General features: G+C 44.3%; 25 protein-coding genes. 13 read left to right on the top strand and 12 right to left on the bottom strand.

What is annotated here, in order from left to right; genetic code table 11:
* Nucleotides 1-10: 10 nt before the first annotated feature.
* Both B4E62_RS05660 and B4E62_RS05655 read right to left on the bottom strand, forming a co-directional pair.
* Nucleotides 11-1,111, bottom strand: coding sequence for a hypothetical protein (locus B4E62_RS05660; protein ID WP_331351436.1), 1,101 nt, complete (start codon nucleotides 1,109-1,111; stop codon nucleotides 11-13).
* A 310-nt stretch (nucleotides 1,112-1,421) separates the two neighbouring features.
* Nucleotides 1,422-2,048, bottom strand: a complete 627-nt coding sequence (locus tag B4E62_RS05655; protein WP_331351435.1) for a mechanosensitive ion channel domain-containing protein — start codon at nucleotides 2,046-2,048, stop codon at nucleotides 1,422-1,424.
* 113 nt (nucleotides 2,049-2,161) lie between these two features.
* Between B4E62_RS05655 and B4E62_RS05650 the strand changes: the two genes are divergently transcribed.
* The 5 genes from B4E62_RS05650 (at nucleotide 2,162) to B4E62_RS05630 (ending at nucleotide 8,470) form a co-directional block, all read left to right on the top strand.
* On the top strand, nucleotides 2,162-2,887 hold the full coding sequence (locus tag B4E62_RS05650) for a glycerophosphodiester phosphodiesterase (protein ID WP_331351434.1): 726 nt from the start codon (nucleotides 2,162-2,164) through the stop codon (nucleotides 2,885-2,887).
* Nucleotides 2,888-2,947: 60 nt separating this feature from the next.
* Nucleotides 2,948-4,906, top strand: a complete 1,959-nt coding sequence (locus tag B4E62_RS05645) for a DUF1800 domain-containing protein (protein WP_331351433.1) — start codon at nucleotides 2,948-2,950, stop codon at nucleotides 4,904-4,906.
* A gap of 4 nt (nucleotides 4,907-4,910) precedes the next feature.
* Entirely contained in the window at nucleotides 4,911-6,287 is a 1,377-nt protein-coding gene (locus tag B4E62_RS05640; protein ID WP_331351432.1) for a DUF1501 domain-containing protein, read from the top strand.
* 331 nt (nucleotides 6,288-6,618) lie between these two features.
* A complete protein-coding gene (locus B4E62_RS05635) occupies nucleotides 6,619-7,017 on the top strand; it encodes a hypothetical protein (RefSeq protein ID WP_331351431.1) in 399 nt (132 codons plus the stop codon).
* Nucleotides 7,018-7,387: 370 nt separating this feature from the next.
* Nucleotides 7,388-8,470 (top strand): SGNH/GDSL hydrolase family protein, encoded by a 1,083-nt coding sequence (locus tag B4E62_RS05630; RefSeq protein WP_331351430.1) that lies wholly within the window; start codon nucleotides 7,388-7,390, stop codon nucleotides 8,468-8,470.
* 46 nt (nucleotides 8,471-8,516) lie between these two features.
* Here B4E62_RS05630 and lpxL read toward each other — a convergent pair whose 3' ends face one another.
* The 3 genes from lpxL to B4E62_RS05615 form a co-directional block, all read right to left on the bottom strand.
* Nucleotides 8,517-9,467 (bottom strand): LpxL/LpxP family Kdo(2)-lipid IV(A) lauroyl/palmitoleoyl acyltransferase, encoded by a 951-nt coding sequence (gene lpxL / locus B4E62_RS05625; protein ID WP_331351429.1) that lies wholly within the window; start codon nucleotides 9,465-9,467, stop codon nucleotides 8,517-8,519.
* Nucleotides 9,468-9,548: 81 nt separating this feature from the next.
* A complete protein-coding gene (locus B4E62_RS05620) occupies nucleotides 9,549-10,685 on the bottom strand; it encodes an endo-1,4-beta-xylanase (protein ID WP_331351428.1) in 1,137 nt (378 codons plus the stop codon).
* A 24-nt stretch (nucleotides 10,686-10,709) separates the two neighbouring features.
* Nucleotides 10,710-11,627: a diguanylate cyclase gene (locus B4E62_RS05615; protein WP_331351427.1), complete on the bottom strand. Its 918-nt coding sequence runs from the start codon at nucleotides 11,625-11,627 to the stop codon at nucleotides 10,710-10,712.
* 157 nt (nucleotides 11,628-11,784) lie between these two features.
* On the opposite strand from B4E62_RS05615, the gene B4E62_RS05610 reads away from it, so the two are divergent.
* A complete protein-coding gene (locus B4E62_RS05610; RefSeq protein WP_331351426.1) occupies nucleotides 11,785-13,989 on the top strand; it encodes an alpha-glucuronidase family glycosyl hydrolase in 2,205 nt (734 codons plus the stop codon).
* A gap of 1 nt (nucleotide 13,990) precedes the next feature.
* Here B4E62_RS05610 and B4E62_RS05605 read toward each other — a convergent pair whose 3' ends face one another.
* Nucleotides 13,991-14,476 (bottom strand): Fur family transcriptional regulator, encoded by a 486-nt coding sequence (locus B4E62_RS05605; RefSeq protein ID WP_331351425.1) that lies wholly within the window; start codon nucleotides 14,474-14,476, stop codon nucleotides 13,991-13,993.
* Nucleotides 14,477-14,576: 100 nt separating this feature from the next.
* Between B4E62_RS05605 and B4E62_RS05600 the strand changes: the two genes are divergently transcribed.
* Nucleotides 14,577-15,023 (top strand): TraR/DksA family transcriptional regulator, encoded by a 447-nt coding sequence (locus B4E62_RS05600; protein WP_331351424.1) that lies wholly within the window; start codon nucleotides 14,577-14,579, stop codon nucleotides 15,021-15,023.
* Between the two features lie 61 nt (nucleotides 15,024-15,084).
* The gene (zigA, locus tag B4E62_RS05595; RefSeq protein WP_331351423.1) at nucleotides 15,085-16,305 is read left to right on the top strand and encodes a zinc metallochaperone GTPase ZigA; all 1,221 of its coding nucleotides are present in this window, start codon (nucleotides 15,085-15,087) and stop codon (nucleotides 16,303-16,305) included.
* A gap of 13 nt (nucleotides 16,306-16,318) precedes the next feature.
* Here the strand turns inward: zigA and B4E62_RS05590 are convergent, their stop codons facing one another.
* Nucleotides 16,319-17,350 carry a methionine synthase gene (locus tag B4E62_RS05590; RefSeq protein WP_331351422.1) on the bottom strand — a complete coding sequence of 344 codons (1,032 nt, stop codon included), beginning with the start codon at nucleotides 17,348-17,350 and terminating at the stop codon, nucleotides 16,319-16,321.
* A 70-nt stretch (nucleotides 17,351-17,420) separates the two neighbouring features.
* Nucleotides 17,421-18,404, bottom strand: a complete 984-nt coding sequence (locus tag B4E62_RS05585) for a DUF1852 domain-containing protein (protein ID WP_331351421.1) — start codon at nucleotides 18,402-18,404, stop codon at nucleotides 17,421-17,423.
* Nucleotides 18,405-19,103: 699 nt separating this feature from the next.
* Between B4E62_RS05585 and B4E62_RS05580 the strand changes: the two genes are divergently transcribed.
* The 4 genes from B4E62_RS05580 (at nucleotide 19,104) to B4E62_RS05565 (ending at nucleotide 21,949) form a co-directional block, all read left to right on the top strand.
* A complete protein-coding gene (locus B4E62_RS05580) occupies nucleotides 19,104-19,907 on the top strand; it encodes a DUF4238 domain-containing protein (protein WP_331351420.1) in 804 nt (267 codons plus the stop codon).
* An 83-nt stretch (nucleotides 19,908-19,990) separates the two neighbouring features.
* Nucleotides 19,991-20,620 carry a DUF6988 family protein gene (locus B4E62_RS05575; RefSeq protein ID WP_331351419.1) on the top strand — a complete coding sequence of 210 codons (630 nt, stop codon included), beginning with the start codon at nucleotides 19,991-19,993 and terminating at the stop codon, nucleotides 20,618-20,620.
* Nucleotides 20,621-20,693: 73 nt separating this feature from the next.
* Nucleotides 20,694-21,500: a hypothetical protein gene (locus B4E62_RS05570; protein WP_331351418.1), complete on the top strand. Its 807-nt coding sequence runs from the start codon at nucleotides 20,694-20,696 to the stop codon at nucleotides 21,498-21,500.
* Between the two features lie 251 nt (nucleotides 21,501-21,751).
* Nucleotides 21,752-21,949 carry a hypothetical protein gene (locus B4E62_RS05565; RefSeq protein ID WP_331351417.1) on the top strand — a complete coding sequence of 66 codons (198 nt, stop codon included), beginning with the start codon at nucleotides 21,752-21,754 and terminating at the stop codon, nucleotides 21,947-21,949.
* 110 nt (nucleotides 21,950-22,059) lie between these two features.
* On the opposite strand, the gene B4E62_RS05560 is transcribed toward B4E62_RS05565, so the two are convergent.
* Complete coding sequence (locus B4E62_RS05560) at nucleotides 22,060-23,349, bottom strand: GGDEF domain-containing protein (RefSeq protein ID WP_331351416.1); 1,290 nt, start codon at nucleotides 23,347-23,349, stop codon at nucleotides 22,060-22,062.
* 495 nt (nucleotides 23,350-23,844) lie between these two features.
* Here B4E62_RS05560 and B4E62_RS05555 point away from each other — a divergent pair, with 495 nt between their 5' ends.
* Nucleotides 23,845-24,342 (top strand): hypothetical protein, encoded by a 498-nt coding sequence (locus B4E62_RS05555; RefSeq protein ID WP_331351415.1) that lies wholly within the window; start codon nucleotides 23,845-23,847, stop codon nucleotides 24,340-24,342.
* Nucleotides 24,343-24,514: 172 nt separating this feature from the next.
* Here B4E62_RS05555 and B4E62_RS05550 read toward each other — a convergent pair whose 3' ends face one another.
* From B4E62_RS05550 to B4E62_RS05545, 3 genes are all read right to left on the bottom strand, one after another.
* Nucleotides 24,515-25,330 (bottom strand): alpha/beta hydrolase, encoded by an 816-nt coding sequence (locus tag B4E62_RS05550; protein WP_331351414.1) that lies wholly within the window; start codon nucleotides 25,328-25,330, stop codon nucleotides 24,515-24,517.
* A 64-nt stretch (nucleotides 25,331-25,394) separates the two neighbouring features.
* Nucleotides 25,395-25,928: a DUF1566 domain-containing protein gene (locus B4E62_RS21390; protein WP_414633251.1), complete on the bottom strand. Its 534-nt coding sequence runs from the start codon at nucleotides 25,926-25,928 to the stop codon at nucleotides 25,395-25,397.
* A 29-nt stretch (nucleotides 25,929-25,957) separates the two neighbouring features.
* Complete coding sequence (locus tag B4E62_RS05545; protein WP_331351413.1) at nucleotides 25,958-26,848, bottom strand: DUF1566 domain-containing protein; 891 nt, start codon at nucleotides 26,846-26,848, stop codon at nucleotides 25,958-25,960.
* Nucleotides 26,849-26,905: the final 57 nt, after the last annotated feature.

The following is a 26,905-nucleotide window of genomic DNA, read 5'->3' as shown; positions in this document are numbered from 1 at the left end:
CACGTGAAAATTATTTCAATTGGAATTCAATTTTCTTAAAGCTTAAATCTGCTTCTTTGAAGGTTTCCGGAATGCTTGTGCTCCAAGAGCTAATGTCACCTCGCAGTACTGCACCGCTTTTAGTCTCACCAACAAATTGGATGCCTGCAATAGTCTTACTGCTCAGTTCTGAGAAAGGTCTGTCAGCGCAATTGTAGTTAGCTTCCAGGCAATGCTTCATTCCGCTCATCGGAATAGTGACTCTAATCCATTTATCCCCGAGCGCCGATTGGTCCAACTGGATAATTTTCTTTGCCATCCATGTAGAGGCTGTTTTACCGTCGTAAATAACAATGCCTATATTGACCTTGCCGTCTTCCAGGTTCTCGACCGCATCAGGTTTTTTGGGATCTAAGTAGCTTGTATAGATGGTTTTTAAACTCGCTACGCTGGGAATGCTGGTTTTGGTGTTGTTGATTTTTACATCAACTGTCAAGCTTTCGATGTCACCGAATTTGTATCCGTATGCAAGGATGTTACGTTCAAAACCGTTGGAGTGCTGGTGATCCCAATCATTGATTTTTTTCACAAGTAACATATCAAGCGTATCAACACTGTTACAGCTGCTGTTTACTTTGGCGTTGTTGTTGAAGTTGTAATTGCTGCCCGCCAATTTCAAATTTGTCCACTCGGTGGTGCTGCCATTAGTGGCATGGTTCCATCCGCTAAAGTTCAAACTGGACAGACTTTGGTTTTGTACACCGCTATCGTAGTCAGCAAAAATCGCAAAGGTTTTATTGGCAGCGCTGATGCCGACACCGCAGTTATCAATTGCTGCAACTGAGTAGTTGGCGTAGACAGTCGCGGTTTGGGTGCTTTCGGTTCCTGCCACTGAACTTGAAGCTGCGCTACTGGACGCATCCGCTGAACTGGCCGGTGCGATTGAACTTGCTGCCAATGAGCTGGCTGGAGTGGAGCTTGGGGCTACAGAGCTGGGTGCTACTGAACTGGCTGCGGTCGAGCTGGGCACGGGGGATGGTGCGGGTTTACTGCCTCCGCCACCTCCACCGCCGCAGGCGGTTAAGCTGATGAGCACAACAGGTAGGGCGCAGGTCTTGATCAGGGATTGCATGATTATTCAAATTCTCCGTTCTTGTTATCGTGGGAATATTATGATCGCGAATGTATTAAGCTTTAAAATATGCTTTTTGAAAGCGCTATCTTTATGGGTGATTTGGCTATTTTTATTGAAGTCGCCTAAATCAGTGCACGCGACTATATAGGCGGGACTGACGGCGGTAAATGATTGGTGATTGCGCTAACACAGATAGCACAAAAACTCTCATGCTCGCGTGCTGGGTAGGATATGTATCCGCTGATGGATGATTGATACCAGCCCTAAGGGTGTTAAATCATCAGGCTGGTGGTTATAACAGTAGGGGTTAGCGCTGCTGCTGGGTTTTAGGTTCGTTCTCCATCCGCATTTGCTCCAGCGGCAAGGCTGTCAGGTCTTCGGCATTTTCGGCGATAGGTTCAACCAGCGGATAATCGAGCTTCAGTACTGCTTTTTGCAGGATCAGCGTGTTTGGATAGGTGATCAGGTTGCCATCGGCGCGCTGCAAAATCACATGGAACATACTGATTTCCACGATGATACCGCTCATATCGTCGTCTTTATCGAGAATTTTGATGCGATCATTCACTTTATAGGGGAAGCCGAAAAAGATGATCATGCTGGCAGTGACGTTACTTAAAATCGACCACTGGGCAAATAATGCGATGCCGACAACAGCGAAGATGGACGATAAAAATACCGAGATCTCGCTGTAACCCAGCCCCAAAATCAAACACATGACAACGAGACAGCAAAACACCATGCCGATTTTCATCAGTCGGGTGATGTAGAGAACACGTAAATCGCCCAAGGCTCGGCGCACACTGACATCGTGAATAATCTTGTCCAGCAATTTGGTGGCGAGATAAAACGCCACTAAACAACCGAACACGATCAGTAATTTTGAAAACACTGAGTGGGTCATAATCTCTTCTATACGGGGAAAGCTATCCACATTTGCACCTGCGTTGATGATTCAAGGGGCGACTGCCATACTTCAGCGATCGCCGCATTTCACAATGATAATTGCGCGGCATTATACCGGCTGAAAGACTGAACGAGCGCTTTATGAAACCTTTGTTGTGCATCGCCCATCGCGGCGGCCCCCAATTTATCCAATTCACACTGCCTGAAAACAGCTTGGCTGCTATTACGCGCGCGCTGGAACTCGGTGTCTATGCGGTTGAAATCGATATATTCCAGATTGAAGGTGAGTTGCTCGTCACCCACGACCGTCGCTTGGGGCGCGTGGTGTCGGGGCAGGGGATAATTACTGAACAGCCTTTGGCTTATCTGCGCGAGCAACGGCTCGAGAACGGTGAACCTATTCCCACCTTGCAACAGGTGTTGGAGCTCGTGGGCGATAGAGCCTTGCTCAACATCGAAATCAAAGGCGCCAATTCGGTGCCGACATTAAAACGCGTGTTGGATGAGTATGTAACTTCGAAGCAAGGTAATTACGAGCAGTACACCATTTCGAGTTTTGATCATCAGCAATTATTTGAATGTCTTCAGCAGATGCCGCACATAAAACGTGGCGTATTAATTGAGGGCATCCCGCTGGATTACGCTGCTTGCTGCGCACCACTCAACGCCTATTCGTTTAATACCCATTTGAGTTTTCTCACCCCGGAATTAATTCAGGATGCCCAAAAACGCGGTTTAAAAAATTGGGTATACACCGTCAACCATGAAGATGATTGGAAAGCCATGATGGCGCTCGGTGTTGATGCAGTATTCACTGATAAACCGGATCAGTTGCTTGCATTTCAGGCGCAGAATAAACATCCGTAGTTGCAATGCAGTTTTCCCAAAGATGTCGATCCAATAATTCTTATTCGATATAGGGCTGTTATGAAAAAACGTTCCGAAGTAGTTATGCTGGGTTTGCTGCGCACTGCAGTGATCAGTGCATCAGTGTTAATGATTGCCTGTGGTGGTAGTGGGGGTGGTGGGGGGGGAAATACGAATCCTGCTGGTTCATCGGCTGTTGCTATTGCGTCCAGCACATCCGCTTCCAGCCTCGCCCCTACATCCAGCCTTGCATCAATCGCATCCAGTCGATCATCAATAGCATCAAGCGCAGCAACCGCAAAAATTCCAACGCCGGATTTAACAACTGATCCCGCGTTGCCAATCAAAGACAGTCCCAATTACACCAGTGCTAAAGAGGCTGCGCGCTTTTTGGCGCAGACCACTTTTGGACCTACTGCCAAAGATATTGATCGTATCGTTCGCATTGGTAAAACCGCGTGGTTGGATGAACAATTTAGTAAACCCCAGACCAAACACCTGCTATTACTTGATCAGCGCTTTGAACAAATTGGTTTTGTTGTACAGCCGGAACAAGATGATAGTGATGAGGGTTATTTGCGCGATTTACAGCGCAGCGATATCTGGTGGGAAGTTGCGCTCTGGGGTGAGGACCAATTGCGCCAGCGTATCGCCTATTCACTCAGCCAGATTTTAGTTATTTCCAATGTGTCTGATGTGTTGTACAACGATACGCGCGGAATCGCAAATTATCAGGATATTCTCGCCCAGCACGCATTCGGGAATTATCGCGATCTGCTAAAAGCCGTTACGCTCAATCCCATGATGGGTGAATACCTGAGCATGGTGCGCAATGAAAAAGCGGATTCCAACCGCAATATTCGCCCCGACGAAAATTACGCGCGTGAATTGATGCAATTATTCACGATTGGCTTGGTGCACTTGAATCTCGATGGCAGCGTCAAGTTAGATGCACAAGGCAACCCCATTCCCACCTACGATCAAACCACGGTGAAAGAGTTGGCGCGCGTGTTTACCGGTTGGAATATGGCGACAATAAAAAATTGGTGGGAGTGGACCGAGAGTGGTGCCAGTGAAATCCTGCCGATGAAATCTTTCGATAATTATCACGACTTCAATGCAAAGATGTTATTTGGCGATAAATCTATTGCTGCCAACAAAACACCTGAACAGGATGTAGATGCCGCGCTGGATATTATTTTTGCCCATCCCAATGTAGCTCCTTTTATTAGCAAGCAATTAATCCAGCGTTTGGTGACCAGCAATCCATCACCTGGCTATGTGAGCCGTGTCGCTACTGTTTTTAACGATAATGGAGCGGGCGTAAAAGGCGATATGAAAGCCGTGGTGCGCGCTATCGTGTTGGACGACGAAGCACAAAATGGCTATAAAAATGCGCCGCAAACCTTTGGTAAACTGCGCGAGCCAATATTAAAAACCGCACACTTGTGGCGCGCTTTTAAAGGCACAGGTACGCCCACCAAATTGGAAAATAGCACTGTGACGCCGCCGCGTCTTCGCTTTTATGGTTCAGGTCGTTTGCTTGGTCAGCGTCCCTACGGTTCCTTTTCAGTATTTAATTTTTATCGCCCGGATTATCAACATCCAGGCGAATTAAAAAATACCAATATGAACTCCCCGGAATTCCAGATTCTCACTGAAAGTATGATCATGTCAAAGGCATCCACTTTGAGTAATGCGATCTTTTGGCGCGACACCCCCCACGATTGGTTAGAGCCAACAATTGGTGGCAATTGGGATGTGTTTTCTCCCCGCCTGCATTTAGATCGCGAACGTGAGCTCAGTAAAAATCCTGCGGAGTTATTGGATCATTTGAATTTAATTGTAATGGCGGGGCAGATGAGTCAGCCCATGTATGATTTAATTTTGAATCATTTGAATAATAATAAAGTCGATCCTACCTGGAGTGAAGAAGGCCAAATGTGGCAGCGGGATACGCTAGTCTATGAAGCCTTATTTTTAGTAATGGCTTCACCTGAATACGCGGTGCAGAGGTAATTCCATGAAAAATATTACGCACAATCGTCGTCATTTTTTAAAACAAGCTGCAGGTATAGCACTCGGTACCAGTACCGCTTATACAACTACTGCAGGTTTGCAACTCGCCAATGCGTTAGTGCGCCCCGATGACTCCTACAAAGCGCTGGTATGCATTTTTTTATTCGGTGGTAATGACGCGTTTAATATGCTTGTCCCACTGGGCGATGCTGAATACGCTGCTTATAAAACCTCGCGCCAAACACTGGCGATAGAAAAAGATACTCTATTATCATTGTCCAATCAGAATGGTGCAGATGTGACATTGGGTTTTCATCCCAACATGTCCCATGCGCAACAATTATTTAACTCAGGCAAATTGGCGTTGTTAACCAATGTCGGCGCTTTGGTTGAGCCTGTAAGCAAAGCTAATTATCAAGGCAATAAATCCCTCCTGCCGCCGCAACTATTTTCACACAATGACCAGCAAACTTTTTTGCAAAGTTTGCAATCAAGTACTCGTCGTAATGGTTGGGCAGGGCGTGCGGCAGATGCGATGCAGTCGATGAATATCAACAAAAAACTCTCGATGAATATTTCGCTCAGTGGCTCAAATATTTGGCAGAGTGGTGATAGCGTAGTACCTTATTCCATCGATTCTGCAGGTATTAAAGAGCTGGATAATTTCAATAAAAAAACCAGCGATGCCCGCGAGCTAAGCCGCATCCAAATTTATCAGGCGTTGCTGGCGCAGCAGCAAGAGAATATTTTCCAGCGCGAATACGCACGCACCCAAACTCTTGCGTGGGATCTGGCCGGTGAGGTAAAAACCGCATTGGATGCGCAGGTACCCTTGCAAACTGTTTTCCCTACAGGCAATCCGCTCGCGGCCAATTTAAAAATGGTGGCGCAAATGCTCTCGGCGCGCAGCAGCTTACAAGTAACCCGCCAAACCTTTTTTATCGGCATGGGCGATTTTGACACCCATGGTGATCAACTGCGTCGCCACGATATTTTACTCGCACAATTAAGTGCAGCTTTGGATGCATTTTATAAAGCTACAGTCGAACTAGGTATCGCTGACCAAGTTACTACGTTTACCACCTCCGATTTTGGTCGCACACTCACCAGCAATGGCGACGGCACTGATCATGGTTGGGGCAGTCATCAAATGATAATGGGTGGCGCTGTGAATGGCGGTAATGTTTATGGTCAATTCCCTGAATTAATTATTGGCGGTAATGACGATATTGGCGAAGGCCGTATTATTCCCACCACCGGTATGGATCAATATGCGGCAACCCTCGCCAGTTGGTATGGTCTACCTGCGGGAAGTTTTGCCGATGTATTTCCCAATTTGGCGCGGTTTAATGATTTGGATTTGGGTTTTTTTAAAGGCTGATTGGTTGTGATATTTGAATCAAAAATCAAGCAATTAACAGGTGATGATCCTTCGAATACCAGTGGTGGACATGTGGTCTTTGTGGCGCGTTGTTGAAAAGGTCTGGTCTTTAATTTTTTTGTCAGAAAGGAACTATGAGCGCAATATATAATGAAATTGGATTTGATTACGATGCAACCCGGTGTGCAGATCCTGAAGTTCTCAACTTGCTGTCGATATGGCATCAGGAAGAATTAAGCAAATCATGGAAAGTTATGGAAATCAGGCTGACGATTATTGCTTTGTTGTTGCGCAGAAGTAATTAACGTAAAAACAAAATTAAGGAATAAATATGAACCAAAGTGTTTATGAAACGCCTAAAAGTAAATTAATTGCCAAAGGGTTAGTTGTAGTTGGCTTAAAACATAGGTCTTGGGCGACGTTTTTGGTAATCATTGCTATTGCATTTTACAGTAGTATTTATGTAACTGTGCCTCAGTTTGCTGATGTTTTTACCCAGTTTGGTTCTGGGCTTCCGGTGATGACGGTATTGTTTGTGTGGTTGAGTCCGGTTTGTATATGGTTTGCGATAGCGAGCTTAGCGCCTTTGCTAATTTGGGTGGGCGGTTTCATTGGTAATTCTTTTTCGCTGTTTATGTATAAATTGAGCAAATATAACTTGGCTGTGTCTTTTATGTTTTTTGTGTCCTCCATGGTGTCTCTGTACTTACCCATTTTTGCAGTTGGTTAAATTAGATCATTTATTGTGAGTTAGTGAATTTAATTGGAATGCTAATCCACCAACTCGATATCCAACCCATTCAATAATCGCATGGCTTCACGGCGGCTGAAATTGTCCACTTTGATTTCATTATTTAAAATATCAATCTTGGTCCAATAGTGAAGGGTATATTCACACTTACGCTGCGATAAAAACAGTCTTGTTTTATCCTGCTATCGATGGGCAATTGATGCTGTGGGCAATTGTGATGCTACCGTACCTATGGTTTTACGTTTCTTTGTGTAGCCTTGGTAGCATTTACGATTGCTGGCCATTAAGATGATCAGCCATAACAATAGTGACAGCTCGATCAAACTCAAATCCTGACGCGAGATATCCCATGAAATTACTTCACTACCTTCTGCTCGGCAACCTGTGTTTTTCCAGTCTTGCCTTGGCAGAGCCAATACAGACGATTAGCGCCGATAACCAGCAGTATTTGTATACTGGCCGGATCGACTTTGCCGACAAAAAAGCCCCATCGATTTCCTGGGCGGGTACCAGCATTAAAGCCAATTTTACCGGCACCTCGCTGGCGATTAAATTAGATGACCAACTTGGGAAAAACTATTTCAATGTTTTTCTTGATGGTGAAACCCAGCACCCCTATGTGTTGGAGGCCAAACAGGGTGAACAGACCTATGTGATCTCTACTGCGTTAAAGCCTGGTAATCACAGTGTGGAAATTTACAAACGTACTGAAGGTGAAGAGGGCGCTACGGCATTTAAAGGCTTGGTGCTGGATGCGGGGGCAAAACTGTTGGCACCGCCTGCGCGCCCAACTCGCCGTATTGAGATCTATGGTGACTCGATCACCTCAGGTGCAGGCAATGAAGGCGCTGACAATGGCGTTGATCATCTGCTGAATGAAAAAAATAATTATTGGGCTTACGGTGCAATCACCGCGCGCAATCTCAATGCGGAATTGCACACCATTTCGCAAAGTGGTATCGGCATCATGATCAGTTGGTTTCCGTTTATCATGCCGCAGTTTTATGACCAATTAAGCGCGGTGGGTGATAACAAAACCCAGTGGGATTTTACGCAGTGGACACCGGATGTGGTGGTGATCAATTTATTGCAAAACGACAGCTGGTTGATCGACCGCGAAAAACGTTTGCAACCTATCCCGAGCGGTGCACAGCGTGTGCAGGCCTATATCGATTTTGTCCGCAGTATTCGCGCTAAATATCCGAATGTACCCATTATTTGTGCACTGGGTAGTATGGATGCCACCGCTAATCCAAAATGGCCAGGTTATGTTACTGCTGCTGTTGAGCGGATGAGAAAAGAAAATAAAGACACAAAACTGGATACCATTTTCTTTGAATACACGGGTTTTGGTGGCCACCCTCGCATTGCACAACACAAAGCCAATGCAGAAAAATTAACGACGTTTATCAAGCAAAAAATGAATTGGTAGGATGATGTTTTATAAGGTTATGCTCAGGCTGGGCTTGGGCATAACCTTATTTCTTATGTTTTGCATAAACGCTCTTCTCTTCCTCCGGTCGCGTTTTAAACCGTCTATGCACCCATAAATACTGATCCGGTTGTTTGCGAATCATATCCTCAATTATCTGGTTTACGCGTGTGCTATCAACCAAATCATCACCACTCGGGAAGTTTTCCAGTGGTGCACTTATTTCAATTCGATAATGTCCATTAGCTTCACGATAATGCATAAATGTCATGACTTGTGCATCGCCTAATGCAGCAAAGCGCGCTGTACCTGGAACTGTTGCAGCGGGAATTCCAAAAAAGGGCGCAAAAATACTGTGCTTGATTCCGTAATCCTGATCCGGTGCGTACCACACAATATGCCCGGCGCGCAGATTGCGTACTAGCTTTCGCGTTTCCACACTGATGATCGATTCGCCATTAAAACTTTCTCTGGCTTTCACCAGCATATAGGCGAGCAAGGGATTGGGATCTTGACGATAGAGGATGTCAAATTTTACATGTGATGCGAGCATGCGGCCGCAGATATCCATAGTCGTCATATGACAACCAACAAGTAATACCCCTTTGCTTGCTGCTTGCGCAGCCTGTAGGTGTTCTAATCCGCTAATGCTGTGAGATGAAACCAAACGCGTTACTGGTCCCCACAATGACATCGCACTTTCAAAAAAACTGATGCCGCAGGATTGGATAATACGTCGCACCATCTGCTCGCGTTCGGCGTCATTTAGTTCAGGAAAGCAAAGGCGCAGGTTGGTATCGGCGATGCGCTTACGGCTGGGCACAAGATGAAAGAGTAACCAACCCAATCCACGCCCCAGTGCAATATTTACTGGAATAGGTAGATGAGCGATCAGCTGTAAAAATCCTAATAGAATCCAGGTGGGCCAATAGCGCGGGCCTAAAAACGACCAGCGAAAAACCGGTGGAAGATGTTTGGCGTGAGGTGTTTTGTGCATTCGGGTTGCTGTAAACCTTGTTGTCGTTGGCGCAAGCCTACAGCACAACTCGGGTTACAACAATCCGCGTCTCTGGGTCAGTTATTTTTTAAGATCAAGCAAACGGAAATAAGCGCTTTTCGGTTGCTTGTTGCGGTCGAACAGCAATGGATAGTTAGTGCGGCCGGGAATAGGGAAGCCATTTAACCAGCTGGCATCATCACTGACGCCCCAGAAGGTAACGCGATCCACTTTATCTTTGTGCTTGATTAAAATTTTGAACAGAGTTTCGTAAGCTTTCGCCAGCTGTTCATCGATTTCTTTCGGCAGACCTTTGATGTAAGGGTCGCGCTCGGGTTTGTATTCAAAGCGGGTAGAAATTTCTGCAACGGGTAAATTCCACACCGATGGCAATACATCGATATCCAGTTCAGTCAAATGAATGCGCAAGCCCAATTCTGAATAGGCGATGATACTGTCTTCAAAATTTTTCATATCTGACGCAATGCCAACATGTGCTTGCATGCCCAAACCATGAATAGGAGCTTTGCGTTTTTGCAAACGTTTCAGCATCTCAATAGTAGCGTTGCGTTTCCCTTCTTGCTCATTGTTGTAATCGTTGTACATCAAGTGCGCTTTGGGGTCGGTCTCGTGGGCAAGATTAAATGCATTCACGAGAAAATCATCGCCCATGATGTTATACCAGTGGCTGGTGCGCATTTTATTGTCATCGCCCATGGCCTCATTAACCACATCCCATGCGGCAATCTTGCCTTTGTAACGGTCAACCAGGGTGGTGATATGTTCCTTTTGTTTTTTCGCCAGCGCTTCTTTTGAGATATAGCTGCCGTCTTTATTTTTAAAAACGCTTTCGGGAATTTGACTGTGCCAACCTAACGTATGCCCAACCATATGCATTTTGTGTTTGCTGCCAAAGTTGATAATTGCATCGCTGTCTTCCCATTTCCAACTGCCATCTTCGTTGCGAATTTCGCCCCACTTCTGGCAGTTTTCAGGTGTGATTGAATTAAATTCTTTGGTGATCAACGCGACCAAGGCTGGATCTTGCTGTTTGATAATGGAAGCGCTTAAAGCTGCGCCAATTAGAAAGTCGTCTTTGTAGGCTTCTTTCAAACCGGTTGCTGCCGCTGCTTTTTCTGCCGCCTGCAATTTAGCGCTGGCAATCAGTGCCGCTGTGGCACCGCTCATGGCTAACAATCCTCTACGTGAAATATTCATATTTTGTCCTCTTATATCAGTTGATTATTCAATGCTGGTAATTTGATTGGTGGCAGCGTTATTGCTGGATGTCTGACTGGTGTTATCGGGTATTGTTTGCGGATCAAACCAGAGCTCTTTACGTTCAATGGGTGTTTCTTTTGATAGGAGGGGATTTTCCAATTTAAATAGTTTGCGATTCTTCATATTCGCTTTTTGCAGCACATCCTGAATAGATTTGTCACCATAAAAGACTTTATCGAATTCGCCATTAGCAATCGCACGTTCAAAACCGGTTTCCAAATCTTTCGCCAGTGTTTGGTTGCTGGGTGATACAAATAAATAAAATGGCATTTGGTAGTAGACCATTAAATTTTTTTCAACCGTCAAGTCCATGGTGGGGCGCGCCTCAAGCTCACCAAAGGGTTCGTGCACACCGCGCGGGAAGCCATCAAAGCGGCCACCTTCAACCATGTAAAATAAACTCGGGTATTTATTCGTTTTGATGACGTTAAACCCATTGGCTTCCAGTATGCGACCGTCCGCCCAAGTGCGGCCTTGGCCAATAGTAAGTTTCTTTAAATCATCCAGTGTTTTGACTTGATCAAATTTGGCTTGATTATTTTTATTGATAATAAAAATGCGATAACCCAACAGACCTTTAAAGAGTGGGATGCGAATTGGGCGCAACTGTGATTCAATTTCTGCATCAGACGATGCCCAGCACAAATCCAATAGGCCGCCAGTGCGCACCTCTTCATTGACGCGTGCCTGAGTGAAGTCTTCTTTAATCACATCTATTTTGTAATTGGGGTTATCGCTGTGGGCGATTGCGAGCCTTAGCATTTTGATCGCATAGGCGGCGTTGGGGTCGCTAAAATCGTTTACGCGGATAGTTTGTTCTGCGGCAAAGGAGTGGATACCAACGAGAGAAATAAGGCATAAAGAAAGAATTTTTATCATTTTTTGACCGAAATAAAGAGTGTTAAGGATGATTTTAGTGTTATTGGAAACGGTGCGATCCTTTACATTTATTAAGTTGTGTTCTTGTATACCAGTGTTATATTTGTTGTGACTATAAGATAGCAGTTATTTAAGAATAATCCATGTGGAGTTACAGGTGTCCAGACGATTCTTTACCAATCTATTCATTTTATGGGTGTTTTTTCTTGCTGGAGCTGCACAAGTCAGCAACGCTGAAGATGGTTATGACATGTGGTTGCGTTATCAGCCAGTGGCAGACAAGACATTGCGCAAAATCTATCAGCAGCAGTTCACCCAGATTCTGGTTGAAGGTGATACACCCGGTTTGAGTGTAGCAGCCGCTGAGCTAGAGCGCGGGTTAAGTGGTTTGTTGGATAAACCTGTCGCTATCACTAATAAAAATTTGTCCAAAAAGACCTTGGTAGTGGGTACGCCTGCCACTTCTCCACTTATTGCGTCGCTGCAGTTAGGTGAGCGCTTGGTTGCAGTAGGTGATGAAGGCTATTTAATTGAGCGGACCCGCATCAATAAACGCCCGGTCACCGTTATCGCCGCAAATTCGGATGTGGGTGTGCTTTACGGTAGTTTTCATTTGCTGCGTTTGATTCAAACCCAGCAATCGCTCGCTAATATTTCCATTGCCAGCGCTCCCAAATTACAGCATCGCGTCATCAATCATTGGGATAATTTAAACCGTGTAGTTGAACGCGGTTATGCCGGTTTGTCGCTATGGGACTGGGGCACGCTGCCTGAGCATAAATCCCAACGTTATGTTGATTATGCGCGCATCAATGCATCGCTCGGGATCAACGGCACAGTGCTGAATAATGTGAATGCCGATCCGCGTGTATTGAGCGACCAGTTTTTGCAAAAAATTGCGGCGCTTGCTGACGTATTTCGCCCTTACGGCATCAAGGTTTATTTATCGATCAATTACAATTCGCCGCGCGCCTTTGGCGATTTGGATTTAGCGGACCCGCTCGATCCACGCGTGCAACAATGGTGGAAAGACCGCACCAAAAAAGTTTATGAATATATTCCGGATTTTGGCGGCTATTTGGTAAAAGCCAATTCCGAAGGTCAGCCAGGCCCGCAGGATTACGGCCGCAATCACGCCGACGGTGCAAATATGCTCGCCGCTGCATTGAAACCTTATGGCGGTGTAGTGTTTTGGCGTGCGTTTGTTTACAGCCCGGATATCGGCGACCGCTTTCGCGGGTCTTACGATGAATTTAAACCGCTCGATGGAAAATTTGCGGATAACGTCATCCTGCAAGTCAAAAATGGCCCCATCGATTTCCAACCGCGCGAACCTTATTCCGCATTATTTTCCGCGATGGAAAAAACCAACATGATGATGGAATTCCAGGTCACACAAGAATATTTTGGTTTTGCCACACACCTTGCTTATCAAGGCCCATTGTTTGAAGAATCGTTGCGCACCGAAACCTATGTAAAAGGTGAAGGCTCAACCATCGGCAATATTTTGGAAGGGAAAGTATTTAACACCAAGCGCACCGGCATGGCTGCGGTAATTAATCCCGGTACTGACCGCAATTGGACGGGTCATCCGTTCGTGCAATCCAGCTGGTACGCGTTTGGGCGCATGGCGTGGGATCATAATATTTCCGCTGAATCCGCCGCAGAAGAATGGTTGCGCATGACCTTTTCTAACGAGCAAAAATTTATCGATCCTGTTAAAGATATGATGATGATCTCGCGTGAAGCAGGAGTGAATTATCGCTCGCCGTTAGGGCTTACTCATTTGTATTCGCAAGGCGACCACTACGGCCCAGCGCCTTGGACTTCAAATCTAGAGCGTCCTGATTGGACTGCAATTTATTATCACCGCGCCGCAAAAGACGGTATTGGTTTTAATCGCACTAAAACCGGCTCCAATGCGATTGCGCAATATCCTGCACCGTTGGCGAAAATGTATGGTGATATAAATGCAGTGCCGGAAGATATGATGCTGTGGTTCCATCATGTGAGTTGGGATCACAAAATGAAATCTGGCCGCATTTTATGGGACGAGCTGGTGCACAAATATTATGAAGGCGTGGAGCAAGTGCGCAGCATGCAGCGCGATTGGGATAAGTTAGAAGCTTATGTGGATGCAGAGCGTTTCGAGCAAATTAAAGCGCTGTTGATTGTGCAGGAGCGCGACGCGGTTATCTGGCGGGATTCCTGCGTACTCTATTTCCAAACCTTTTCGGGCAAACCAATTCCTGCGGGATACGAAAAACCGAAACACGATCTGGACTATTACAAAATCCTGGCGCGCACGCGCTATGTACCAGAACCATGGCATCCTGCTAGTTCGAGCCGTGTGTTGAAGTGATTTATTTGCGTGTGTCTGCACCACCATGTGTTGAACAGTTGGTGCAGACACAATCCAACTCCAGCTCCCAATTTTTTAATTGAAAGCCGGACGAGTCGATGCAGGCCTTCAGCTCAACCAATATGTGCTGGTCTATCCCCAGCTCCTTCACATCGCCGCACTCGCGGCAAATCAAAAACTGTAGCACTTGCTGGTCGGTGGCCTGAGTGGTCGGGTTGATCGCTATATATTTCCCCGCTGACTTCAGTTTCCGCACCAAATGTTTTTGCTCTAAAAACTCCAGCATCCGGTAAATCGATATGGGCGTAAGCTGCCGCGAAAAATTCAAGTTAACCTGGTCAATAAGTTCATAGGCCGATAGCGCCTGCCCAGCCCTAAGCAGTGTGGTATAGACCTCCAGTCGTTTTGGCGTCATAGGAATATCCGCGCCAGCGTACGCTTGGCTCGCATTGCTTTGCCAGTCGGCTGTGGGGTGGTCGTCTTGCATTTGGCCTAGCTCCTGCTGGTTTTTATCGATTTAAGAATTGTCCTTGTGGTCTTTTGTGTTACATTATAACATCTCAATATACCTGTTCCAGAGGATATTTATGGCTAAGCCCAAGACTTCTGCGCCCATCGTGCCGCATACCGCCGCCGAGTTGCTGCAAATGCCTGCCGCTGACTATATGAATGATGTGCAGCTGGCGTTCTTTCGGCAGGTATTACTGGAGCTAAAACAGGCAACCAGCGAACACATAGAGACGATCAAGCAAGAGATCGCGGCGCCATCGACCGAGGCGGATGAGCTGGATCGCGCATTGTTGGAGGAGGAAAACCGTCAGCGGATGCGCATTGCAGAGCGTGAATATTTTTTGTTACGCAAAATCGATAAAGCACTGGATCGCATTGAACGTAAGGATTACGGCTACTGCGAAGCCTCGGGCGTTGAGATCGGATTGGAGCGCTTACTCGCTCGCCCGACCACTGAGTACAGCACCGAAGAAAAAACGCGCCAGGAAGAGTTGGAACGCAATTTTTCCAAGCAGCGTAGTTAATTAACAATCCATCAAATTAACAACAAACGTAATCAACACTGAAAAACATCAGGCAACCGTCATGAATCCACTTTTCTCTACTCTTCTGCCCGTTACCGTCTTATCCGGTTTTTTGGGTGCCGGTAAAACCACACTGTTAAACCACATTCTGAATAATCGCGAAAACCGCCGTGTTGCGGTTATCGTGAACGATATGAGCGAAGTGAATATCGACTCATCGTTGATCCAAAATCAGGTGGAATTAAATCGTGCGGAAGAAAAACTGGTGGAGATGAGCAATGGCTGCATCTGCTGCACATTGCGTGAAGATTTGCTGGTCGAAGTCAATCGTATGGCCAAAGAAGGGCGTTTTGATTATTTAGTGATTGAATCCACCGGTATTTCCGAGCCTTTGCCGATTGCAGAAACCTTTACCTTTGAAGATGAAGACGGCCAGAGCCTCTCGCAAGTCGCACGCTTGGACACCATGGTTACCGTTGTCGATGCCGTGAATTTTCTGAATGATTATTACGATGCGCTCTCTCTGCAAGAAACCGGCGAAAGCCTCGGTGAAGATGACGAACGCAACGTGGCGGATTTACTTGTCGATCAAATTGAATTTTGCGATGTATTGTTAATCAGCAAAACCGATTTAATTTCAAAAGAAAAACTTGCAGAGCTCTATGCGATTTTAACCAAACTGAATCCCGATGCTGAAATTATTCCCGTTGAGCGAGGCAATGTACCGCTCGACAAAGTGCTCAACACTAGAAAATTTAATTTTGAAAAAGCCCAGCAAGCGCCCGGATGGTTAAAAGAAATGCGTGGTCAGCACACCCCGGAAACGGAAGAATATGGCATCAGCAGTTTTTCTTACCATGCCCGCCGCCCGTTTCATCCGGAAAAAATTTATGAGTTTTTCTCAAGCCCAGCCGTAAAAGGAAAGTTGCTTCGCTCAAAAGGATTTTTTTGGCTGGCATCGCGCCCGCAATGGGCGGGTCAGTGGAGCCAGGCGGGCGGTATCGCCCAACACGGCGCCGCCGGCATGTTCTGGAAGGCCATTCCCAAAGAGCGTTGGCCAGAAGATGAAGAACATGTGAATTATATTATGGATAAATGGGTAGAACCCTTCGGTGATATGCGTCAGGAGTTGGTATTTATCGGTCAAAATCTGGATAAAGAATTTGTTACCGCGCAACTTGATAAATGTTTGCTCAGCGAAGAGGACGTATTAAAAGGCCAGGAGTATTGGAAAACATTACCTGATCCATTTCCCACCTGGACGCAAGGTCACGCACACTAATTTTGGGATCCTGCTACTGGCGCGCGAGTTCCCTGCGCACAATTTCTGCACCTGCACTCAACGCTTTCAGTTTGCCGAGCGCGACCTGGCGAGATAAAGGCGCCATGCCGCAGTTGGTGCAGGGGCAGAGTTTGTCGGCGTCTACAAATTGCAGGGCTTTGCGTAGAGTGTTGGCGACTTCTTCGGGGGTTTCGATGGTGTTGGTGGCTACGTCAATCGCACCGACCATCACTTTTTTTCCGCGAATCAGTTCAAGTAGCTCCATTGGCACACGCGAGTTGTGGCATTCCAGCGAGATAATATCGATGTTGGATTTTAGCAATTTGGGAAAAATTTCTTCGTATTGCCGCCACTCAGAGCCCAGCGTTTTTTTCCATTCAGTATTGGCTTTTATGCCGTATCCATAACAAATATGGACGGCAGTTTCACACTTAAGTCCTTCAAGCGCTCTTTCCAAAGTAGCAATGCCCCAGTCATTCACCTCATCAAAAAACACATTAAAAGCGGGTTCATCAAACTGGATTATATCAACGCCCGCTGCCTCCAATTCTTTCGCTTCCTGATTGAGAATTTTGGCAAATTCCCAAGCCAGTTTTTCGCGGCTTTTGTAGTGGCCATCGTAAAGCGTATCAATCATCGTCATGGGGCCGGGCAGGGCCCATTTAATGGGTTGTGTGGTTTGCTTGCGCAGAAATTTAGCGTCTTCAACAAAAACCGGCTTCTGGCGCGAGACGTCGCCCACCACCGTTGGTACGCTCGCATCATAGCGATCACGAATTCTAACGGTTTCACGCTGCGTAAAATCAACGCCGCTCAGGTGCTCAATAAACGTCGTCACAAAGTGTTGGCGCGATTGTTCGCCATCACCAACAATATCAATGCCTGCTTGTTGTTGTTCTTGCAATGACAAACGCAAGGCATCCTGTTTGCCTTCTATTAATTCATCACCTTGCAATTTCCAGGGTGACCAAAGTGTCTCGGGTTGTGCAAGCCAGGAAGGCTTAGGTAAGCTGCCAGCGGTGGATGTGGGCAATAATGTTTTCATAGTGAATAATCTTGTCTTTTTAAAAGGTATAGATAAAAGCGATCAATAACACGTACCGATAAAGCGCGAATTAAAACGCGTACTTGGCAGACCATTGCTCAAGAATGCTCTGGTAGGGTTTGATGAATTGTTTTTCAGCAAATTTCCCCTGCTCAATCGCCAACCTGCTGCGTTCCTCGCGGTCATAAACCACTTTGGTTAATGAATAATCCTGATTTTTTAAATTGGGTTTGTAAAAGGCTCCCGCTACCGCATTGGCGTTATAAATTTCAGGCCGATAAATCTTCTGGAAAGTTTCCATAGTGCTAATGGTGCTGATCAACTCAAGGTTGGTGTAATCCACCAGCAAATCCCCAAAGAAATAAAAGGCGAAGGGCGCAACGCTATTGGGCGGCATAAAGTAGCGAACTGCCAAACCCATCTTTTTAAAATATTGTTCAGTCAACGAGGATTCATTGGGCTGGTATTCAACGCCCAACACTGGGTGCTGATTTTCAGTGCGCCGATAGGTTTTGTTATCGGAAACACTCAGGCATATCACCGGTGGCTTGTTAAAATGCGTTTTGTAGGTAGTCGAGTTCACAAAGTGCTTGAATAGCTTGCCGTGCAAATCGCCAAAATTATCGGGAATACTGAATGTCGGTTGGTTTTTGTTGTGCTCTAACAGCAGCACACTAAAATCATAATCGCGCACATAAGAGGAAAAATTATTCCCCACAATGCCTTCAATTCGCCGGTTGTTGTAGCGATCCAGAATAGTGGTTTTCAAGATTTCAATCGCAGGGAAGGGGTCACTATTACCCTCGCGAGCAAGATCCATCTCCACCGAAATGATTTCCAGCTCAAGCGAATAACGATCCCCCTTGGGATTATCCCAATGCGCCAAGGCATTAAAACGATTGTCAATCATCTTCAGGGCATTGCGTAAATTCTCTTGCCGGCTATTTCCCCTCGCCAAATTGGCAAAATTGGTAGTCGCACGCGTATTGTCTGCCGGATGATAGTTCTCATCGAAACAAATGCTGTTGATGCTAAAAGTAAAATCGTTGTTCATGGTGATGTCGCAACCTGATGAAGAGGCAAGTGTAAAGTCGGCTCTGGTTAAGTACAGGTTGTCTTTATACTGGAATGCCAAAGTGAATAAAAACGATATAAATTCATGAAAATGTGAATATTATTCATGTTGTGGTGGTAGTGCTATCGAAAGCGGTGAGAGGGTGCTCATCGCCATGTTGTTTCTTGTTTGCTATTCTCCCGAAAAGCCTGCGGGTGGAGTGTGTTGGCTGTGTAATCGGTTTTTGTTGATTGGTGTGGTAACTGGTTTTTTTGTCGTGTTCATACCCAACATCTGAAATAGACCTGTTGGCTAGCGCGAATCGCAATAGATTGGTGAAAAGCGGAAATACTTTATATGAGCTTTACAACACGAAATCACTACGTACCACAATGGTATCAAAAAAAGATTCATGGAGAACCCAAAAGGAAAGCTGTTCTACCTAGATATGAAGCCTGAGAAGGTAATGCATGATAATGGACTCTTTCACTATAGGGATAGCTTGCGAATGTTGGGCACAAGGGAATGCTTTAAAGATGATCATCTTTATACTTTGTTTTTTGGAGATTACGCCAGTGATTTTATAGAAAAAAGTTTTTTGGACCTATCGATAGTTACGGAGCAGCATTAATTGATTGTTTCGCTGATTTCGAGTTTTCGAATAAGGCTGCTGATGGATTTTCTCATTTTTTAAGCTACATGGATGCTCAAAAAATTCGCACTCCTAAGGGGTTAGACTTTCTTAAAAAGGTTGGACTAAAGGATAACCACCAACAGGCACTTCAATTAATGAGGGGCTTTTGGCAATCCAATTGCACGATTTGGGCGGAGGGAGTCTGGGAAATTTTATCGTGCGATAATTCACCAACAAAGTTCATTATCTCTGACTCTCCTGTAACAACTTATAATAAAGGCTTATTTCCAGGGGCTAAGGAATGTACCTATCCCTTTGACGCTTCGATATTCTATCTCGGAACTCATACGATTTTTCCATTGAGTATAAATCGATGTCTTGTGATCGCAAATCTTGGGTACGTTAGAAACCCAAGTGTCAATCCACTAAAAAAAAGAATAAATCCTCGTTACTTTGCGGATTCGATATTCGACTTAAGAAAAATTCAAAAAGGTCGGCAGATAGGTGAAGAATATGTTTTGGCAATAAACTATGTGCTGAAAACTCGAGCAAAGCGTTACATCGCCTCTTCGCGGAAAGATTGGCTTTTTCCAGAGAAAAAAATGAAAAAAACTCTTTGGAGCAAAATCGGAGGAAAGACCTTTTTAATGCCTGATCCGAGAAAAGTGGGTTTCTCAACTCAATTTGTAGCACGCTATGCGAGCGGAAAAGTTTGGGGACAAGATGAATATGGTCGCTGGCCAGACGAAAAAGACCCGGAAGTTAAAATGTTACGTAAAAAAGAGTGGGATACATATCAAAAAGCTGTTAAATCTTGGGATGATATGTTTGGAGTTTTAGATCCAAAAGACTCGACTATTCGCTTTTAATAAAAATTCTCTGGTGTTCACTGTAGGTCGCATTCGAAAGATCACCTAAATAAGGTGGCTTGATAATTATAAGAGGCATCATCATGTCAAATTTTAACGAAGAACTTTTCCTAAAATCAGATTTACTTGCCGAGAAAATTCAAGTACTAATTGATATGCCATTGCTCAATGATTCGGCAAGAATCATAACCTCTGATGTTGCATGCTCTCTATCGTTCGAGCACTGGCACTCCGTAAGGGCATTACTTGAATGCGGCCTTCTACCTTCTTCAATCGTGATTCATCGCGCTCAGTACGAGGCGTTAGTGCGGTCTGTATGGATGACTTACTCAGCAACTGATGACCATATTAATAAGCTGTCCACCGACTTAAATTTAGAATCAGAGCAGGCTGCGAAGAATTTGCCGAAAGTTGCGGACATGATTTCATCTATAGGAAAGAGTGGGCCGCGTGAGGCATTTGATGCCCTTAGCAGATTCAAAGATAATTCATGGAAAGCATTAAATTCCTATGTTCACGCAGGTATTCATCCCATTCGGCGGCATAGTGAAGGCTATCCAGTTCAATTGATTTTTGATGTCTTGCGAAATGCTAATGGGCTTGCAGTGATGTCAGCAATGCAAGCAGTTGTTCTTTCAGGTGAGCAACCAATGCAAAAGGATGTACTTGAGCTTGCCTTTGAGTTTAATGACTGTATGCCGCCGCCTTTGTAAAGTTGATTAAGAGAATTCTACTTCCGTTCCTAGGTTTGATTGAAAGCTAATCTATTGGTAATAAATAAAAATCATGACTGACAAGCGCGCACTAAAAATATTGTTTGACAAGTACTGGTCTCCGGCAAAAGGTTGGCAGAGAAATACCGTACCTGAGGAAGACTTTGAATATGCTAAAACAATGGGTGTTATGTTTGATGATATTTCACTTAATCATGATGAAATAATTCAAAGAGCTATAGCGCAGTGTAATTCAATAACCAAGACTCAAGTAGTAGATGCGTTTCTATCAAGTCTCTCGACTAGACGTTTAGAGCTTAGATCTGCTTTGGGTAGCTTTGCCTGTGGGTACAAGCTTCCTCTTCATAATTTTAAAACGCAAAAAGGCTCGGTTACGTGCTCTATTTGTTCCGAAGTTTCAGCTGCAAACTTAATTGATCTTAATGTTTTGAATTTTGAGCGATATAAATTTGGTGGGGTTCGGCACTTACAGCCGAGTTACATTTATCTGGATCTTTCATTGTTCTCGAAAGTCATACTGCCTAAATCTACTGATTTCGATGTCAAGATAATTAAAAATATTTTGGATTCGTTAGCTGGGCTCACGGAAGGTAAGCTTTCCGATGCTGAAAAAGCTATAAAAAATTCTATCAAAGGGAATAAGAATGAGAGGGCGCACATTATTGCAACAATGGGCTATTGCGGTATTTTAAACGTTCCAGATTACAAACCTTTTTACAATTCATATACGCCTTGCAGCGAAAGGGAATATTCTGCTTACACTAAATCGGATTGGCCATTTCCGGCTGATTTGTGGCTTCCAAAATATGGCCTTGATCAAGACGCGATTCAGTTTTGGTTTGGGGAGTATATTAACTAGCCGGTATTTTTTAACAAATACATCCCCCGTATTCCGCTAGGCTCCATACAGGCTACGCCTCACACTTTTTCTAATTCAAAAACTCGGGTTCTTTATGGCATTCAAATTTTAGATTGCGCATGGAGTGGGTCAATCCTGTGCGTAAGTATTTATGATCCAACTGTAACAAAGCGTATCCAATAGGGAACTGCGCAATAATCTCTTGGTCGATGTTGCTTCATCCATCAATCATCGAAAGAGGTTCTCTCATCATGAAGATATTCATTCTTTTTTGCTTGGTTACCCTTACAGCTTGTTCCCAACGGCAGATTTACGACTCGGTTCAAACGAGTAATCGCAATGAATGTGAACGTTTGAGTGGGTTGCAGCGCAAGGAGTGTTTGGAGCGTTTAGCACCTGACTACCAAACCTATGAGCGGCAACGTAAGGAACTGTTGGAAGCGCAATAATTTATTTATTTCACATAAATTGCCGTTTTTGTACCGCTGGGAATTTAGTCGCCCAGTCTTGGGTTGTTGACTTTTTCTTACAGTAAAATTTTGGCGATTGATAGCATATTTTACGGACTGACAAACCTTACCTGGTTTCGACCACTATTTTTGGCGTTGTAGAGCGCTTTATCGGTACGCTTAAAAACCGCTTCGAAAGTTTCTGTGGCTTTCACTGTTGTGGCACCGATACTGACAGTGACTTTAACTAATTGGCCGTCAATAACAAAACTGTGTTGTTCGATGGTCTCTCTCAGTTTGTTGGCCAGAGTGATTAGGCGCTCCTCGGAAATTTGCGAACAAATGAGAATAAACTCCTCGCCGCCCCAGCGGCCAAAAATATCGGTTTGGCGGACTTGCTCGTTGATGATTCTGGCAATTTCACTGAGTACGACATCACCCGCGTCATGGCCCAGGCTGTCGTTTATTTTCTTAAAATAATCGATATCGAATAGCATAACGCCCATTTGGTTGCGGCTAAAGTTGCTTTCAAATAAACGTTGCAGAAATTGCTGCACTCCGGCGCGGTTCATAACTCCGGTCAGAACATCGGTGGTTGATAGCGCCTCAAACTGTTGTTTTTCAGTCTCCAGTTTCTTGTATTCACTAACTAAATTATTAATCCGCTGGGCGTCGGCTTTAGTTTGTTTATTGATAAGATAAAACCGCCACAACACTTCTATCACAATCAGTATCATCCAAAATAAAATGATGCAGAAATAGAGAGTTTCCTTTTTTATCCATTGGCCCACAGCTTCAATTCGTTCAATGCGGATTTCATTGTCGCTGTGAACATTAAAATCTAATCCGATAGCAATTGCGTTGTCCATGGACGGGGCTGAATACTGCCGCGCGATATCGAACTCGGTAATCCACCATTCGGCAACACTAAATTCACTCAGCTGTACGTAAACCGGTTGATTCAAGTCAGAGGTGCGTATTGCGGTAGACATGACTTTGCTGGTGGTGTCGAATTTTTCTATATCGCTGAAGCTGGGATCGAAATCCCGTAGTGATAAACGAATCCGGGGCGCGTTACCTTTGTAGTGAATGAAAATGTTTAGCCCATCATAGGTTGAGAGGTCGATTCCTGTTGTCCTGTCCGGCCCAAGATTGAGCGACCATCCGCAGGAATAGGCATCGCCGGGAGCGTAGTTGCAGCGGAAATGGTTGATGCTTCGGTCAATCCAATCTGCTTGTTCTGTATCATGAGCGTGTGGACTATAAATCCATGAGAGACGCTCAGGGTCTGGGTATAGGGGCAGGATTTTCGCCGGCAAATATTGATGAGTGGCGATGAGGATGATAGTGATGAGCACCGCTAATAATCTGAAAGTTGCGTAGGATTTCGGCCTAATCATTATCAATAATCCATTCGTTAACATTATGTAATTGGCAGGGAATTGATCCTGATTGCTGAGTATAGCGGCGGACGACACATAAGATGTCTTTATCCGCATTGACAAATCAATGACTTGGCAGATTTCGCGACACGACTTGTCTCAAATTGGCGACGCATCAGGTGTCTTAATCTGAGGAAAACGACACATGATGTGTCTTATTCTCAAAATAATCAATTTGCAGCCTGGATTTACTGCGAGCCGTCATGCTTCGAAACTGGATTTAATAGGTTCGCTGTTGAACTCTAAATGGAATAGGTAAAACGACTAAAAGGGAAATGATTGAAGCCGTTTCCTCTATTTATTCGCCACTGAGGATTAGGCGCGATCTAAGGTTGTTATCTGAAAACTCAATAATAAGTACTGCTAATGTGGCGGGCCATACCTTAGGCATATTCTGTGTTTAGGTGAGGGGGTTCTAAGCCTATATATGTACTGGATGATTGCTAAATATGAATGGACCCCTTTCAAAGGTATTTCACAAAAGACCTTTTACCTCCATCTTTACGCAAATTTGTTCGTGGGCATGTTTTTCTTGCATCACTAATAACGAGGGAAAAGACAACATATACAAATGTCGATACTGATGAGGCATTGCTTGATTCAGTAGGCCTGCGTAAATATGTGAGCAAAACGAAAAAATATAAAAAATCATGGTACTGGCCTTTAGCTATAACCTTTTTTATTAGCCTTTTCTTTTCGCCTATCTTTTTATTGTCAGGGATACTCTTGTCGATAGGTGTGTGGTTGGCGGAAAGTAATACTTGGAAGATAAAAACTCTCTACACCTTGATCCTGAAATTGAGAAGCGGTTTAGTCGATTTTGCGACCAATTTCCCTCTATCGATAAATCCAACGCTATATGGCTTAATATTGGCGATTACAGCGGTGACTCTGATTGAAATGCTGCTAAATTGGGATTTGGTTTGCCTTTTGAAATGTCTGGTAACTTAAATTTCCCTGCTTACAAACTAATTCATTTTCGGTATTTTTTCTCCTGATGCAGTAATTCCGCAAGTTGGAAATGATTGTTCCGTTCACTCGAACGTTGTTTTTTCTAATCAAGTTGATCACATAACGATTCAGGAATCTGGGTCATCTCACTCTGATGCTATTACTATTGGAATTAATACAGTGAATCATTTTTTTTTAAAAACTGTGTAACGACAGCGGAAAATTCCGCCGTCTGCACAGTATTGTTATGATTGCCAAGCACAGTAGCATAAGTTGCATTAGGGAAAATTGTTGCCAAATCTTTAGCTGAGCCGTTATCGTTATCCTCTATGCCAGAAACTACCAGCACTGGATTTTTGATTTCACCCAGGGCTTTTTTGCTGGTAGATGGTTGTGACTTTTGCAGATAAGCTTGCGCTTGTTGATCAAATCCTGAGTTCTCCACATACGTCACAAAACTCTCTAACTCTTTTGCTGGCTTACCAGAAAGCGCTTCGTAAAACATAATTCGGCGCGGCCAATCAGGATTAGTAAAGTCCACACCCATGCCACCAATAACTGCATGAGTAACGCGTTTGTCTAACACAAGTAGCCGCGTTGTTAATATTGAACCTCGGGAGTAACCAATTGCGGTGTACTCTTTTACTCCCAACTCATTTACTATGCCCATAATATCTTTTGCTTCTATATCATTTTCATAAAGTTCAGGTTGATGTGGCTTGTCCGATTTACCATTGCCACGTAAATCCATAAGAATTACTTTATACCCAGCATTAATTAAATCAGTATAAAGTGCAGTCCTCTTCCAAGAATCACCATCAGTAATAAAACCATGCACCAATACTATGGCATCACCTGTACCCGTCACTTCATAATAAATTTTTGTGCCATCCGGTGATTTATAATAGTTCCCTTCAATGTTAGTTGGTTGCGCCCGCGACCAAGAGATAAGTGTAGATAAAGTTACAAACAGCACTATTTTTATCATATTTCCTGCTTCGCTAAATATAAGGAAATGTCGTAGCATATATTTATTTTCAATATATAAATTTCTATCTTACGCTTCGAACCAATCGGATAACTTTTTTATTCAATCGATCATCTGTATTTGTTTCGCCTGTTGCGAAATCTATGTACCATGAGTAGAACGTTAACGTGTGATAAGGCGATGAACTCCATGTATGCGATGCAGGGGTGTTAGGAAATGACTCCATATCTATGCTCGGTTTTAAGCATTGTATGTCTATCAGAGTCGTGAGTTCACGAATATTAGGTAATCGCCAGTCTTTATGGTTTGCTAAACCTTCATTTTCATTTATTTCTGCAGTACGTAGCAGCGCCTCGCCCCAGGTAAATAATGTTGGTGTCCCTGATTCGCATCGCTCTCCATTGAGCCCATCGATACAGGTTGTCCACATAAGACCTGTTCGGTTGTCAATTACAACGTTTTTTTCGTCGTAGCTAAATCGCGAGTTTGATAAGTGTTGTGGTATGCCATCCCGTTGACATATTTGATCCGCTAGTACAGAGGAGGTTATTAGAAGAGTAGTAAATCCCAAACAGATCAAGTGCTGAAGGATATTCATTTATTTATTCCTGATAGCTAATTCTATAATTATTGTTTACTAACCCAATCTCGTACAAGCCGAACTGGGAATGAGCTTTCTCGGGAGACTAGAGAGGTATTACTGGATCTGAAATTCACGGCCCACGCGGAAAAGGGGGCATTTACGGCTGGCGTCGAACTCCAATAAAACTCCAGCTTCGTGTTGGGAAAGTAGGTGGTGTCGATGCTGGGTCCTTTGGTTCCATAATCAACTAAACTCTCTATTTCAAATCTGGTGGGGAGCCGCCAATCTTTAAATCCGCATAGTCCAACATTGTTTACACGTTGTATAAATTCTTCTGTATTGCAAAATGTTTTAGGTTCGTTAGGGATATAGCCTGAGCAAATATTCAAAACATTGTTCCAGCTTCCCACAGCCCCCCCATTAACGGAGGAGTTATTGGAGTACCATGTGAATAGATCATCACCATCATGTAATCCGCTATTTCCATAAATACCATCAATTTCGGTTTTTACTTCCCATAATAATCCAGTAACTGTATCCAGAACGCAGTTGCCGGATGAAGAATTATCTGGCAAAGGTATTCCTTGGTTATTAATTTTTTGATAGCTAAAGCCCGCTCTACCATCACTATCTTTATTGGTGATGTCCCGACCAAATGAGCAATCTTGTTGAATGGGTAAGTGAATTTTGGATTTTGGCTCTGCACTGTCTACTTCAAACCTATCATTGCAGGTATCGATGTTATCTTTTGTATAATTACCAGCCCATGTAATTCCTGAGTCATTTATTTCCTGATATATAACTGCAATGGTGTTTATGTCTGAGCTTATATTTTTTGGAGTATCATTGCTTTTTGTGCCGTCTTTGGAGCAACCACTAGCAATTATAAAAAGCACTATTGGTGTGATGTTGGTGAAGTATTTAAGGCGATGCATACACATCTCATCTAGAAATTATAGGGAGTTAAAATAAGAAGCTGACTTTGCAGCCAG

It is taken from the genome of Cellvibrio sp. UBA7671, from assembly GCA_002483145.1.
Taxonomy (GTDB): Bacteria; Pseudomonadota; Gammaproteobacteria; order Pseudomonadales; family Cellvibrionaceae; genus Cellvibrio; species Cellvibrio fibrivorans.
Note: the sequence above shows the minus strand (reverse complement) of the source record. Positions and strands in the feature narration are given on the sequence as shown.